Source organism: Streptomyces sp. HUAS MG91 (assembly GCF_040529335.1).
GTDB classification, from domain to species: Bacteria; Actinomycetota; Actinomycetes; order Streptomycetales; family Streptomycetaceae; genus Streptomyces; species Streptomyces tabacisoli.
In genome coordinates, this window is the sequence record NZ_CP159534.1 from 76,865 (window position 1) to 90,353 (window position 13,489).

The following is a 13,489-nucleotide window of genomic DNA, read 5'->3' on the forward strand; positions in this document are numbered from 1 at the left end:
GGAGTGCCGGTCCGTCATCGGGTTCACGGTCGTTCCCTGCCGCGTGGCCGCCCTGTCGCGATGGTCACCGGCTCCGCTCCGGGAACCACGGTGTTCGTCAGGGTGCCGATGCCCTCGACCGTGAGGGTGACCGTGTCCCCGGCCTTCAGGGGCGGCGGGGTCCGCTCACCGCGCAGTCCCCAGAGTTCGGCCAGGCATCCGCCGTTGCCGCAGGTGCCCGAGCCGAGGACGTCGCCGGGGACGACGCGGGTGCCGCGCGAGGCGTAGGCGATCATCTCCTCGAAGGTCCAGCTCATGTTGGACAGCAGGTCCTCGCCGACGATCTCACCGTTGACCCGGGCGGTGAGGGCGAGGCGCAGGAAGCCTTCGTGGTCGCGGTACCGCTCCAGTTCGTCGGCCGTGACGAGGTACGGGCCGAGCGTGCCGGCCGTGTCCTTGCCCTTGCAGGGGCCGAGGCCCACCCGCATCTCGGCGGACTGCAGATCGCGGGCGGACCAGTCGTTGAAGACCGTGTAGCCGATGATGTGGTCGCGGGCCCGTTCCGGGGTGAGGTCGTGGCCCTCGCGGCCGATGACGGCGGCGACTTCGAGTTCGTAGTCCAGAACGGTCGATCCGGGCGGCATCGGGATGCCGGCGCCCGGTCCGAACACCGCGTGCGGGTTGGTGAAGTAGAACGTCGGCGCGGCGTACCACTGCTCGGGCACTCCGGCAGCGCCGTCGACTGATCGGCGTACGCCTTCGACGTGCTCCTCGAAGGTGACGAAGTCCCTGATCGACGCGGGCTCCAGGGGCGCCAGGAGCCGCACCTCGGAAACGTGCGGGCCCGGCGGCGCATCGCGTGCGGCAGCGCCCGTGTCCAGCAATGACGGCAGGCCGGTGCCCTCGGCCAGGAGGCCGTTCAGGGTGCGGACTCCGGGCACGGGATGCAGGGTGCCGTCGTCCCCGACGACGGCCACGTGCCGGCGTTCACGGTGGAGGTAGGCGGCGAAGCGCATGAGGAGTTCTCCTGGCGGCGAGGGCAACAGGGGCGGGGCGTGGACGGGGTGGTCGGGGCGGAGTCGGTCAGACCGGCGGGGCGATGAAGACGCCGCGGTCGGGGTCGTTGAAGGACTCCTTGGCGACGAGTTCGTTCATCGGGTTCGCCGTGCCCCACTGGTCGGTGACCTCGGGCTGCGAGAAGTCGTAGACGTGCGGGTGCCAGGTGTCCTCGTCGAGCAGTTCCAGTTCCGTCGTGTACTCGACGGTGTTGCCGTGCGGGTCGAGGAAGTACGTGAAGGTGTTGTCACCGGCCATGTGCCGGCCCGGCCCCCAGATCTTCTGGTGTCCGGCCCGCATCACACGTCCGGAGCCACGCATGTACTCGTCCAGGCCGCGCATCTCGAACGAGACATGGTGCAGGGACGTGTGCGGGCCCTGCGCGATCGCCATCGAGTGATGCTGGTTCGAGATCCGCATGAAGTGCATGACCTCCCCCATGTGGGGCGAGGACAGTGTGTCGGAGAGCGCGAAGCCGAGGTGCCGTTCGTACCACGCGCGCGTGCGGTTCAGGTCCGGGGAGTTGAGGACCACGTGGGAGAGTTTGACGGGGATGGCCTCCTTCTCCTCGACCTTGCGGTGCCGGCGCACCTCGACGTCGGCGGACACCTCGATCGTGCGGCCGTCGACGTCGAAGAAGCGGAACCCGTATCCGCCTCCGGGCGTGTCGATCGTCCCGGGCTGAGATATCAACTGCACACCACCGGAGTGGAGTTGTTCGGCGAGCGTGTCCACGTCGGCGGCCGAGGCCGCCCCGTACGAGACGAGGTCGAGGCGCTTCTCCGCCGCCCTGCGCAACCGGATCACGTAGCGCTCAGGGCTTCCCTCCGCCGCGAGGAACGCGATGCCGGAGTCCTCCTCGACCTTGGTCAGGCCCCAGATTCCGGCGTAGAAGTCGAGCTGTTTGTCGTAGTCGGGCACGGCCAGGTCGACGTGGCGCAGGTGGGTGAGCAGGCGTCCGCTCATGGTGGATCAGTCCTTCCTCAGGAGGGTGGCGGCGTTGCCACCGCCTATGGCGTGGAGGGCGGCGTCGGGCAGTCCTGCCTCGCGCAGGGCGCCGAGGGGGTCCTCGCTGCCCATGTCGAAGGGGAAGTCGGAGCCGAGAAGAACACGGTCCGCGCCTGCGACCCGCACCAACTCCCGCAGGACGTAGGGGTCATGGACGAGCGAGTCGAAGTAGAGCCGCTTCAGATAGCTGCTCGGTTCCTGGCGGCAGCCTCGCGCGTCGGGGCGTACCCGCCAGGCGTGGTCGGCGCGGCCGATGTGCGTGGGCAGGTAGCCGCCGCCGTGCGCGGCGATGACCTTCAGGGCGGGGTACCGGTCGAGGACGCCGGAGAAGATGAGGTGGGAGAGCGCGACGGCGTTCTCGGTCGGCTGCCCCACCGAGTTGGACAGGTACCACTGGTCAAGACGTTCGTCGAGCGTGCAGCCGAAGGGATGTACGAGGATCAGCGCGCCGGTTTTCTCGGCGCGCGCCCAGAAGCCCTCCAGTCGCGGGTCGGACAGTTCGATGTCGCGGTCTCCGGCGGGGTCCGGTGCGTGCGAGGAGATCTCGACACCGAGCAGGCCCTGCGCCAGCGCATGATCGAGAAGTCCTGCCGCAGCCCCGGGATGCTGCAGGGGCACCAGCCCCAGGCCGAGGAGGCGGTCCGGGGCCTCGGCGCAGTGGGCTGCGGTCCCCCGGTTCGCCAACTGGCAGATGTGTCGGGCCAGTTCGGGCTCCGCCCAGTAGTGGTAGTGCGACGGGGACGGGCTCACGAGCTGGACATCGACACCCTGGGTGTCCATCGCGGCCAGCCGGACGGCGGGGTCCGTCAGACGGGGGATGCGCGCACCCACCATCGGCCCGTTCACGCCCATCGCGGCGGCACCGTTGCGGCGGGCATCGAGATCGCGTGCCCCGGCCAGGCCGGGCCGGTCGGCGACGGCCTCCTCGATCTCCGGCAGGAGGACGTGGGCGTGGACGTCGACCATGGGAGTACCGGCGGTCACGGGCGTTCCTTCAGGGCGGTCATGGTGCGTTCCATCAGGCCGGGCACGTCCGCGTCCCGCACGCCGTCGAGCAGCCACTGCCCGAGCTGGACGGACGCCTCGACGACGGTGCGGACACGCGGCAGGCGGCGCGCGCGGAACTCGGTGAGCAAGTCGTCGAGGGAGCCGTCCCCGTCGGCGCGGGTGGTGAGCAGTTCGGCCAGGACGGAGGCGTCCTCCAGGGACATCGCCGTGCCCTGGGCGAGCGTGGGCGGACAGCAATGCGCGGCATCCCCGATGAGGACCACCCGGCCGCGGTGCCACGGTCCCTCCACCAAGTGCCGGTCGAACCACGTGTAGTTGATCTTCGACGAGTCGGTGATGTTCCGGGTGATGTCCGGCCACTGGCCGCCGTAGCCGGCGGTGAGGCGGCGCATCTCGTCGGCGTAGGAGTCGGGCGGGATCGACGCTCGGTCGCGGTTGTCCTCGACGACGTACGCGTAGATGGTGTTCTCGCCCGTCGGGCAGTAGCCGGCGATGTAGGCCGGGCCGCCGTACGCGAGGTCGGTGCGGGTGACGCCGGCCGGGCGCGGGACGGCGACGCGCCAGATCGCCATGCCGGTCGGCTCGGGTCTGTCGGCGATGCCGATGGCCGTCCGGGTCGCCGATCGGAGTCCGTCGGCGCCGATGACCAGGTCGTAGCGGCCTTCGGTGCCGTCGTGGAACCGGACGGTCACGCTGTCGGCGTCCTGGGTGAAGGAGTGCGCGGTCGTGCCGAGGCGCACCGTGGCACCCGACGCACGTACGGCGTCGATGAGGATCCGCTGGAGCCGGGGGCGCTGCATGCCGACGGTGGCAGGCAGGTCCTCTCCCCCGGTCCTGATGTCGTCGGACGCGAAGAGCACGGTGCCGTCGGGGGCGGTGACGCCCACCGACCCGAAGGAGAACCCGGCTCGTTCCACGTGCTCCCAGACGCCGAGTTCGCGCAGGACGCGCAGAGCGTTGCCCTGGAGAGTGATGCCCGATCCCGTGGTCGCGTTCCAGTCGGGCCTGGCCTCGATCAGTTCCACGGCGATGCCGGCGCGGCGCAGCAGGATGGTGACGGCGTTGCCCGCGGCGCCTCCTCCGACGACGAGTACGGAACGAGGCCGGGGGTGGAGGTCTGTCATCTCGGGGTCCTCACGAGGTCGGGCCGCACGGCACCGGGCGGCTTGGACACGGCTCACCCGTCTGTCGTGACGGGCAACTGACAATTGGCGGGCTCCACTTGGAGGAGCCCGGGGAGATGCGCCGCGGCTTTCCGCGACGCGTGCATCCGAGCGGCCTCGGGTCTGACCGGCCGGTGGCTACTTGACGGCGATGGGGTTCACCGGGGAGCCGACGGCGCCGGTGATGGGCAGCGGGGCGGCGGTGAGCCAGAACTCGTACACGCCGTCGTCGGCGCAGTCGGCGGCGAGTGCGTCCGGGTCCCACATCTCGCCGATCAGCAGGCCCATGTGGGGGATGACGACCTGGTGCAGCGGCTGGAACGCGTGGTCGAACTCGTTGGGGCGGACCTCGAAGCCCCAGGTGTCGGTGGCGATCGCGGCGATCTCCGTGCAGTGCAGCCAGCCCGCGGTGGTGAACGACAGGCCGGGTGCGGGGCCGCCGGCGTAGTCGCCCCAGCCCGCCCGCCGTACGCGGCTGAGCTGTCCGGTGCGCACGACGACGAGGTCGCCCCGGCCCACCGCCACACCGTGCGCCGCGACCGTCGCGGCGAGGTGTTCCTCAGTGACGGCGAACCCGTCGGGCAGCTCGCCGTCCTCGCCCACGACCCGGCCGACATCGAGGAGGACGCCGCGTCCGGCGACGTACGGGGCCATGTGCTCGATGCCGGTGACCAGATCGCCCGCGGAGGTGACGGTGGTCGCGGCGTCCCGGCCGTTCCAGGCCCTGCCGTGGTCGAAGATGTGGCCGAGGCCGTCCCACTGCGTGGAGCACTGCAGCGGCATCGCGATCACGTCGTCGGCGCCGCCGAGGCCGTGCGGGAAGCCCTGGTTGCCGAGGGCCGCGTCGGCTCCGGTGTCGAGCATGGTGTGCACCGGGTTCGTCCGGCGTCGCCAGCCGTTCTGCGGACCCTCCATGTCGAAACGCTGGGAGAGGGAGAAACTGGCGCCGCGCCGGACGAGCGCTGCGCCTTCCCGGCGTTTCGCGTCGTCGAGGAAGTTGAGGGTGCCGATCCGGTCGTCCTCGCCCCAGCGCCCCCAGTTGGAGCACGCCTTGGCGGCCTGGGCGATCGCGCCCTCGGGGTCGTCGCGGTTCATGCGTCCTCCTTGACACAGCGGGTGCGCTGAACACCGAGGCCGGTGATGGCGCCTTCCATCACGTCACCGTCGCGCAGCAGGCGGCCCCAGTGCATGCCGTTGCCGGCCGGGGAACCGGTCAGCACCAGGTCCCCGGGCAGCAGTCGGGCCGTCCGGGACGCGTAGGCCACCATCCGCGCCACGTTGAAGATCATGTCCTTGGTGGACTCGTCCTGCATCGTCTCGCCGTTCAGCTTCAGCGTGACGCGCAGGTCGTCCGGGTCGGCGACGAACTCGGCCGGTACGAGGTAGGGGCCGAGCGGGGTGAAGCCCGGGGCGTTCTTGCTGCGCAGCCAGTCCGTGCCGATGGCGGGCATGTCCCGGCGGAAGACGCCGGCCCGGTCGGTGAGGTCGTTGGCGATCGTGTAGCCGGCGACGTACTCCATCGCCTCCTCGACCGCGATCCCGTGGGCCGGCTTGGCGATGACCGCGGCCAGCTCCAGCTCCCAGTCCGGCTTCTCGGCCCACGAGGGCAGCACGACGTCGTCGTACGGACCGGTGATCGCACTCGGCAGGCCGATGAAGACGTACGGCAGGTCCTCCGCCGCCCGGCGGTCCATGAGCTCCGCGACCTCGGCCCGCGCCTCCTCGACGGTGCGGGGGTCGTCGGGCGCGCGATGGGCGATTTCGAGATCGATCACGTGCCGGCGGTAGTTGGCGCCGGACTGGAAGACCTGGCGCGGCTCGACCGGTGCGTGCACCCGCAGTTCCTCCAGATCCCGCCAGTCGAGCGCGGCATCGCCCGCGAGGGTGTGCAGGGCCGGGAGGTGGTGCTCCCAGCGTTCCAGCACCTCTCGCAGCGTGCGGGGCGCCCCGTCCAGGCAGCCGCTGAGATCGGCCACCCGTCCATCGGCGACCAGACCGGGAAAGGACGGCCCCGACAGGGCGGAGAAGGTGCCGAGCGCGAACGGGCCCGCAGGTTGCGCCAGTGGTGCCATGAGATTTCCTCCCGCTGAGTTGCGTCTACTCTGGCCCGCGGCGAAAGATCGCGGAAATCAATCTTTTGTATGGGAGCCATCCATGACGCGAATGCCACTGTCGGCCGGCGGCACGCGGTGAGCGTTCCCCGGCTGGACCTGAATCTGGTGGTCGCGCTCCGGGCGTTGCTGGAGGAACGCAATGTGACGCGCGCCGGTGAGCGCATCGGCCTGAGCCAGCCCGCCATGAGCTCGGCGCTCGGCCGCCTGCGGCGCCATTTCGGCGATGAGTTGCTGGCCCGCACCGGGAGCACGTACGAGCTGACCCCGCTCGGTGCGGCCCTGCGGGATCGCAGCGCCACCGCGTGCGATCTCCTGGAGCGGCTCTTCTCGAGCCAGGCCGATTTCGATCCGGCCACCGAGACGCGGGAGTTCACGCTGCTCGCCTCCGACTACGGGGCGTCGGTCTTCGGGGCCGCGCTCTCGCGCGCGCTGCACGAGGAGGCGCCGGGTGTCCGCCTCACGTTCCAGCAGACCGCGCCGTCGGTCGTGGAGAACCCCGCGACGGCACTCAGTACCGTCGACGGGCTGCTCATGCCGCACGGCATCATCGACGGCTTCCCCACCGTCGGCCTCTACTCCGACCGCTGGGTCTGCATCGTCGCCGACGACCACCCCGGGATCGGCGACGAACTCACCCTCGGACACCTCGCCGGCCTGCCCTGGGCCGTCTACCAGCGCCCCTACGACGCCCCCGCGGCCCGGCAGCTCAGCATGCTCGGCATCAGTCCGCGCGTGGAGGTCTCCGTGCAGACGTTCCAGCTGCTGCCGCACATGGTGGAGGGCACCCGGCGGATCGCCATGATCCAGGAACGTCTGGCCCGCCGGGCCGTGCGCTCGGCCGCCGTGCGTGTCCTGCCGTGCCCCTTCGAGGCGGTTCCCGTGCAAGAAGTCCTGTGGTGGCATCCGGTGCACGCCCAGGACGCCGCGCACATCTGGCTGCGGCGCAGGGCGGAGGAGGTCGGGGCCACGCTCGCGGCCGTCGCGCGCCCGGAGGTTCGTGCCGGTTGAGTCATGGTCAGTCGCAGCGACCGGTCACGGGGACACTGCGTCGCCCTGTGCGATGCGCACGTTCAAGTGCAGGTCCTCGACGGCGTCCGCGGTCATGGCGACGGTCCCGGCAAGGCCACAGACCAGAGCGGCTGCGACCGCCGCACGCCAGCAGCGACTCCAGAGCGGCGGGTCCTGCTGCTCGCGCTCGATGAGGGCCTTGACCCGGCGGGGCACGGCGCCGCCCGCCGTGGCCAGGATCGCGCCGCGCCGCGCGGCCGGGCTCTTGGAGTCGTGTGCCGCGAGGGCCGCGCGGCCGATCGCCCGTGCGGCCAGTTTCCGGTCGCCCACCGCGCGAGCGGCGTCTTCGTCGGCCCAGCGTTCCAGCGCGTACGTCAGAGGATCGCGCAGGCCGAGGAGGGCGGGGTGCAGGCGTGCGGCGAGCTGGCTCGCCGCGAGGAAGCGGTGGTGTCCGCCCGAGAGGTGTGCGCGTTCATGGGCGAAGAGCGCCTCCCGCTCCCCCGGCGGCAGGGTCCGCAGCATCGCGGAGCTGACGACGATGTGGCCGGGCTCGCCGCGGCGCCCGGGAAGTGCGTAGGCGTACGGGAAATCGTCGGGGCGTACGGACAGTTCACTGCCCGCCGGGCCGATGGCCTGCCGCTCCGCGCGGACTTCGCGGTGATGACGGCTCATGATGCGAACGACCTGCGCGCTTCCGACGAGCAGCGCCGCACACGCCACCGGTGCCGCCCACAGAGCCGACGTCGCGTATCCGGAGATCTGCTGGGGACGGACATCGACGACCGCGGCGACGGCCTCCAGTTGGAAGAGCCCGAACACGACGAGGGCGCTGACCGCGATCGTGCTGCAACAGGCGAGCAGTACCGTGCCGACGAGCAGGACCCATGCGGCGCGGCGCGGCGCCAGCCAGGCAGCGGCATGGCGCAGCGCGGGGACGGCGAAGAGAGGAGCGAGGAGGGGAAGCCATACCGCGTAGATCACGGCTTCGGCTCCTCGTCGCCTTCCAGGAGAGCTCGGAGCATGGCTTCGTCCTCGGGTTTGAGGTCCGAGATGAATCGGGCGAGGACGCTGCCCCGGTCCTCGCCCCGGTCGAGTTCCGCGTGCATGCGCAGTGCGTGGAGTCCGGAGTCGTCGGTGACCGGGGCATAGGCGTACCCGCGTCCCTGGCGGGCGCGGTGCACCACACCCTTCTCGAGGAGGCGCGTCAGGATCGTCGTCACCGTGGTGCGCGCGAGCCCGGCGTCGAGGGCGTCACGCACCTGACCGGGGGTGAGCGGCCGGGCGGCAGCCCACAGGGCGGCCAGGATGCTGGCTTCGAGTTCTCCTGAAGGCCGACGGTCGCCCTGCTGCTCAGTCATGGCTCGCATTCTGGCAGATGGGCGCGGGTGTACGGACGCGCGTTCCCAGGTGCCCGGGGTCTCCCCTCGACGGCCTTCGTCGAACGTCCGGCTCGGGCGCGCCCGGGCCGGGCAGATCCCGACAGCGCGGTCTCGTCCCGGGCCTTCCGCGTCACCCGTGGGACGAATCGTGGCTTGTGCGCGGCGAGGTGTTCCCGGCCGTCTCCGCCTGGATCTCCTGGCGCCGCCTGCGGACATGGTCGCGCACCGTGGAGTGCGATGCCGCGGTGAACTCCGCTTCGTCCGCCAGCCGTTGCAGGATCCTCCGGATGGAGTGGGCGGCCTCTTCCCCTCGGGCCTCGCGCCGAAGGATCTCGTCGAGGAAACCGGCGACCGGGTCCATGAGCCTGGGGGCCCTGTGACGAGCCGGAGGCGGAGCGGGTTCGCGCCCCAGCGCCTCCTCGACGATCCTGCGCGACACCCTGTGCCGTTGCGCCAGCTCCGACACGGTGAGGCCGGGGTCGGCCTGCTGGTCCTGCCGAATGCGCGCGGCGCTCCGCTCGGGCGACCTGTACATATCCCCGCCCCCAGTCGACATGAACAGCTGAACCACACCAGCACCGGCCTGCCGGCGGCGGACCGGCCCGACGGGTTGCGCTGCGGCGATCACACCCTATTCGTCTACAGACTAGTAGACAATGGCCGTCGTCCGTCATTCGCCAACGCCACGGAGCAGCCGGTGCCGCACAAGATTCTCGTCGTGGAGGACGACCATGCCCTGCGCGACGTGCTGCGGCGCGGGTTCGCCGAGGAAGGATTCGAGACGGTTCAGGCGCCGGACGGCGCGACAGCGCTGCGACTGGCCTCGGCGGAGATCGGCGCGGTGGTGATGGACGTGGGGCTGCCCGACTCGGACGGCCGTGACGTGTGCCAGGCCATGCGCGCGAGGGGCGTCCGCGCTCCGGTCATCTTCCTCACCGCCCGAGGCCACCTCACGGATCGCCTGTCCGGCTTCTCGGCAGGCGGTGACGACTATCTCTGCAAGCCCTTCCATCTCAGTGAGCTCATCGCCCGTACGACCGCGCTGCTCAGGCGAGCAGTCGTCGAGCGCGGCGAAGGGCCGTCGGGCATCGAGGTGGACCCGGTCTCGCTCAACGTGCACGTCCACGGGCAGCACGTACCCCTGTCACCGACCGAGTTTCGGCTGCTGGCCGCTCTGGTGGCGGCCGACGGCTCCCTCGTACGCCGCCGGGAACTGCTCCGCGTCGGGTGGCCGGAGGGCGCGTGGGTCAGCGACAACACGCTGGACCAGTACGTGAGCAGGTTGCGCCGCAAGCTGCGCGCGGCGGGGAGCAGCCGGACGATCCGTACGCAGCGCGGTGTCGGATGCCAGCTGTCATGACGCGTCCGCCGCGCTTCCTTGTGCCCCCTACTCTGCGGGGGCGCCTGGCTCTGGTCGCCGTCACCACGGCCACGCTGCTGACCGTGGTTCTCCTCCTGGTGTTCCACGTGGCCGTGTTCCGGCAGCTCCAGGCGCAGGCGGACGACAGACTGCGCGGCACCGTCGCCGCGGTCTCCGCGACCGTGGACACGTCCGGCGGGCGGGTGCGCGTCCGGGAGAGCGCGAACGACGAGATCCTCGACTCGAACGTATGGGTGTACGACGGGTCCCGGACGGTCGAGCAGCCGTCCGGCGTCGGGCGCGGCCCGGAACTGGCGCGAGCGGCTGAACGGCTCTCTCTCCTGCACCACCCCGCTTGTGCCACGGTCCGGCCCTCGGGGAACAGCGCGGGTTGGCGGTTGTGCGCCGACGCGGTCTCCTCGCACCTCCCCTCGGTGCGGGCGGTCGCGGCGCTCTCGCTCGCCCCGTACGCCGATTCGGCGGACACCCTGCTGGCCTGGACCGCCGGGTTCGGTGCCGTCATGCTCGCCTGCACCTACGTGCTGACACGGATGTCCGTCGGACGGGCGCTGCGTCCCGTCGCGACGATGACCGACCAGGCGGCCCGGTGGAGTGCGGTGTCCTCGCCGATCCGCTTCGCCTCGGACACCGCGCCGCGGGAGTTGTTCGGGCTGGGCGCGTCCCTCGACGCCCTCCTGGACCGGATACGCACGATGCTGCGTCACGAGCGGCAGCTCACCGCGGAGTTGTCGCACGAACTGCGCACCCCGTTGGCGCGCATCGTGGGCGAGCTCGAACTGCTGCGGGCGCGTCCGCGGAGCGCTGCGGAGACCCGGTCCGCGCAGGCGGCCATCGCGGACGCCGCCGCGTCCATGCAGGCGATCTGCGACACCTTGCTGGCGGACTCCCGCGCCGGCGCCACCGGGCCGAGCACGGTTCCCGGTACGAGTCAGGTGGGGACCGTGCTCGATCGGCTGGCCGAAGCGGGGGCGCGGCCCGGCGTACGGACGACGGTCCGGGCGGATCCGGAACTGCGGGCCGATGTGCCCGAGGCTCTTCTGGAGCGCCTTCTCAGCCCGCTGCACGCCAACGCGGTGCGCTACGCGCGGGCGAACGTGACGCTCTCGGCGCGGCCGGCCCGCCCTGGCGTGCGCATCGAAGTCACCGACGACGGCCCCGGGGTCCCCGAGGCCTTCGTGCCGTATCTGTTCCTCCCGGGGCGTCGCGCCTGTCCGGACGACGGACACGACGGCGCCGGACTCGGGCTGTCGCTGGTCCTGCGGCTGGCCCGCTCGGCGGGCGGCACCGTGCGGCACGACGCCACCTGCCGCGAAGGGGCTTGCTTCGTCGTAGAAGTGCCGGGCTGATCGGCGTCCCGCGCGGCCGCGACTCAGCTCTCCGGGTCGTCGAGCGGCGCGTCCTTGCACGTGACGGAGAGATAGACGACCAGGGCCAGGATCACCGCGAGGAAGAGCACGCTGGTCACCACCGTGCCGAGTCCCAGACCTCCGTCGGCGCCCGGCTGGGAGAGGTAGTCACCCATGGAGGCTCCCAGGGGGCGGGTCAGGACGTAGGCGATCCAGAAGGCCGCCACGGCGTTCACTCCCAGCTTGAAGCGGGTGACCGCCACGGCCGCGATCAGCGCCGCGAAGACCACGACCGAGTTGAGGTAGCCGAGGCCCAGGCGCTCGGCGACGAGGTCTCCCGCGGCGGTGCCCAGCGCGAACGTGAACAGGACGGCCAGCCAGTAGAAGGCCTCGCGGCGCGTGGTGTCGATGCTGTGGATGGACAGTGTCCGCTCGTTCCGGTACCAGATCAGGAAGACGGCGGCGAGGAGCACGGCGAACACGGCTGTGCTCACCTCGAGAGGTACGCCCATGTTGTCGGTCAGGTTGTCGCTGATCAGGGTCCCGACGACGCTGATCAGCGCGACGGCGAGCCAGTACACACCCGGGCGGTACGCACGGGTGCGGAACTGGGCGACGAGGACCACCCCCAACAGCAGGCTCATGAGCGCGGAGACGCCGGTCAGCCCCAGCCCCGCCTTCTCCGCGAGCAGGTCCGCCGCGGTCTCCCCCACGGTCGTGCAGAGGACTTTGATGATCCAGAAGTACGCGGTGACCTCGGGCACCTTGTTGCGGACCGCCGGCCGGGGCGGGGCGGAGCTGTGGCGCGGTGCGGCGTCGGACGTGGTGGGCTGCGAGTCGTATGTCATGGCGCGACGGTGCCATCGGCTACCTGAACGCATCCTGACTGCCGTCCGTGTCCGCCCCTGCCGCAGGAGACATGCTGATCAGGATGTGGCGATGAACCTTCTGCGTCATGCGTCGGGCTTCGCGGCCTGGCTGCGCGGTCGTCTGGGCCGTGTGGTCGTGGCCTCGTACGCGGCCGCGCTCGTTCTCCCCCTGCCGGGGCTCTGGCTGCGCCGACCGCATGCGCTCGTGGCCGGCGATGCGGGCCTGGCGATCCACGTACCACCGGTCCTGCTCGGGACGCTGCTGTTCTCCGCCGGCTTTCAGATCCGGTTCACGGCGCTCAGGGGGCTGTTACGGCGGCCCTACAGTGTGGTCGCGGCGCTGGGGCTGCGCCTGGCGCTTCCCCTGGTGCTCATCCCGGTGCTGGTGGTGCTGCTGCGACAGACGCCCGACTCCGATCACGGCAGCGGCATCATCACGTCGCTCGTGCTGATCATGGCGATGCCCGTGGCGGCGAACGCCACGGTGTGGACCGCCAAGGGCGAGGGCGATCAACCGACGATGGTCGCCACGGTGCTGGGCTCCACGGTGCTCAGTCCGCTGACCACTCCGCTCCTGATCGGCGCGCTGGCTCTGCTGCTTCCCGCCCACGCGGCGGACGCGCTCTCCTTCGCGGCCACGGCGGCCGGAAACGGCGTGGCCCTCTCCAGCATCGTGCTCCCGTGCGCGGCGGGCTTCGTGCTGCGCAGTGTGCTGCCCGCCGCCCGGGGAGCACTTCTCGGCGATGCCTTCGCCGCGGTGGCGCTGCTGGCCTCCGTGGTGACCACGTACATCAACGCGAGCAGTGCGCTGGCGCCCTGTCTGGCGCATCCGCGGCCGCTGCTCATCGTCTCCGGGATCGTCGTGGCGGCGACGATGTGCGGCGCGTCCTTCCTGCTGGGGCACGTCGCGGGTGCGGCGCTGCGCCTGAGCAGCAGCGGACGGTCGTCGTTGGCGCTGGCCTGCGGCATGAGCAACAGCAGTGCGGGGGCCGTGCTGATCAGCGCGGCCGTGCCGAGCAAGCCGTACCTCCTCCTGCCGGTGCTGGTGTACGGCCTGGTGCAGAAGAGCGCCGCGAACCTCGTGGTGCGCAGGACACGCCCCCTGCCCTCCCTGTCATGAGGCCTGCGGGCCGCGCCTGCCGGGAGGATCCGCGGAACGGTGATCCTCCCGGCCCGGG

Annotated in this window: 14 protein-coding genes; 4 read left to right on the forward strand and 10 right to left on the reverse strand. The window is 71.3% G+C overall.

Annotated elements, in window-relative coordinates; genetic code table 11:
• Window positions 1-23: 23 nt before the first annotated feature.
• From ABII15_RS00355 to ABII15_RS00380, 6 genes are all read right to left on the reverse strand, one after another.
• Complete coding sequence (locus ABII15_RS00355; protein WP_353940183.1) at window positions 24-995, reverse strand: fumarylacetoacetate hydrolase family protein; 972 nt, start codon at window positions 993-995, stop codon at window positions 24-26.
• A 67-nt stretch (window positions 996-1,062) separates the two neighbouring features.
• Complete coding sequence (locus tag ABII15_RS00360) at window positions 1,063-2,001, reverse strand: VOC family protein (RefSeq protein ID WP_353940184.1); 939 nt, start codon at window positions 1,999-2,001, stop codon at window positions 1,063-1,065.
• 6 nt (window positions 2,002-2,007) lie between these two features.
• On the reverse strand, window positions 2,008-3,009 hold the full coding sequence (locus ABII15_RS00365; protein WP_353946922.1) for an amidohydrolase family protein: 1,002 nt from the start codon (window positions 3,007-3,009) through the stop codon (window positions 2,008-2,010).
• A gap of 14 nt (window positions 3,010-3,023) precedes the next feature.
• A complete protein-coding gene (locus tag ABII15_RS00370) occupies window positions 3,024-4,175 on the reverse strand; it encodes an FAD-dependent oxidoreductase (RefSeq protein WP_353940185.1) in 1,152 nt (383 codons plus the stop codon).
• A gap of 177 nt (window positions 4,176-4,352) precedes the next feature.
• On the reverse strand, window positions 4,353-5,309 hold the full coding sequence (locus ABII15_RS00375) for a cyclase family protein (protein ID WP_353940186.1): 957 nt from the start codon (window positions 5,307-5,309) through the stop codon (window positions 4,353-4,355).
• On the reverse strand, window positions 5,306-6,286 hold the full coding sequence (locus tag ABII15_RS00380) for a fumarylacetoacetate hydrolase family protein (RefSeq protein ID WP_353940187.1): 981 nt from the start codon (window positions 6,284-6,286) through the stop codon (window positions 5,306-5,308). Before ABII15_RS00380 ends, ABII15_RS00375 begins: the two co-directional genes overlap by 4 nt.
• 117 nt (window positions 6,287-6,403) lie before the next feature.
• On the opposite strand from ABII15_RS00380, the gene ABII15_RS00385 reads away from it, so the two are divergent.
• The gene (locus tag ABII15_RS00385; protein WP_353946923.1) at window positions 6,404-7,336 is read left to right on the forward strand and encodes a LysR family transcriptional regulator; all 933 of its coding nucleotides are present in this window, start codon (window positions 6,404-6,406) and stop codon (window positions 7,334-7,336) included.
• A gap of 24 nt (window positions 7,337-7,360) precedes the next feature.
• Here ABII15_RS00385 and ABII15_RS00390 read toward each other — a convergent pair whose 3' ends face one another.
• The 3 genes from ABII15_RS00390 to ABII15_RS00400 form a co-directional block, all read right to left on the reverse strand.
• Window positions 7,361-8,317 carry a M56 family metallopeptidase gene (locus tag ABII15_RS00390; protein WP_353940188.1) on the reverse strand — a complete coding sequence of 319 codons (957 nt, stop codon included), beginning with the start codon at window positions 8,315-8,317 and terminating at the stop codon, window positions 7,361-7,363.
• Window positions 8,314-8,694 (reverse strand): BlaI/MecI/CopY family transcriptional regulator, encoded by a 381-nt coding sequence (locus ABII15_RS00395; RefSeq protein WP_353940189.1) that lies wholly within the window; start codon window positions 8,692-8,694, stop codon window positions 8,314-8,316. The genes ABII15_RS00390 and ABII15_RS00395 overlap by 4 nt, the downstream gene beginning before the upstream one ends.
• 151 nt (window positions 8,695-8,845) lie before the next feature.
• Window positions 8,846-9,343, reverse strand: coding sequence for a hypothetical protein (locus ABII15_RS00400; RefSeq protein WP_353940190.1), 498 nt, complete (start codon window positions 9,341-9,343; stop codon window positions 8,846-8,848).
• Between the two features lie 69 nt (window positions 9,344-9,412).
• On the opposite strand from ABII15_RS00400, the gene ABII15_RS00405 reads away from it, so the two are divergent.
• Complete coding sequence (locus tag ABII15_RS00405) at window positions 9,413-10,075, forward strand: response regulator transcription factor (protein ID WP_353940191.1); 663 nt, start codon at window positions 9,413-9,415, stop codon at window positions 10,073-10,075.
• A complete protein-coding gene (locus ABII15_RS00410) occupies window positions 10,072-11,442 on the forward strand; it encodes a HAMP domain-containing sensor histidine kinase (RefSeq protein WP_353940192.1) in 1,371 nt (456 codons plus the stop codon). The genes ABII15_RS00405 and ABII15_RS00410 overlap by 4 nt, the downstream gene beginning before the upstream one ends.
• Window positions 11,443-11,465: 23 nt before the next feature.
• On the opposite strand, the gene ABII15_RS00415 is transcribed toward ABII15_RS00410, so the two are convergent.
• Window positions 11,466-12,290, reverse strand: a complete 825-nt coding sequence (locus ABII15_RS00415) for a hypothetical protein (RefSeq protein ID WP_353940193.1) — start codon at window positions 12,288-12,290, stop codon at window positions 11,466-11,468.
• 91 nt (window positions 12,291-12,381) lie between these two features.
• Between ABII15_RS00415 and ABII15_RS00420 the strand changes: the two genes are divergently transcribed.
• Window positions 12,382-13,431, forward strand: coding sequence for a sodium-dependent transporter (locus ABII15_RS00420; RefSeq protein WP_353940194.1), 1,050 nt, complete (start codon window positions 12,382-12,384; stop codon window positions 13,429-13,431).
• Window positions 13,432-13,489 lie beyond the last annotated feature (58 nt).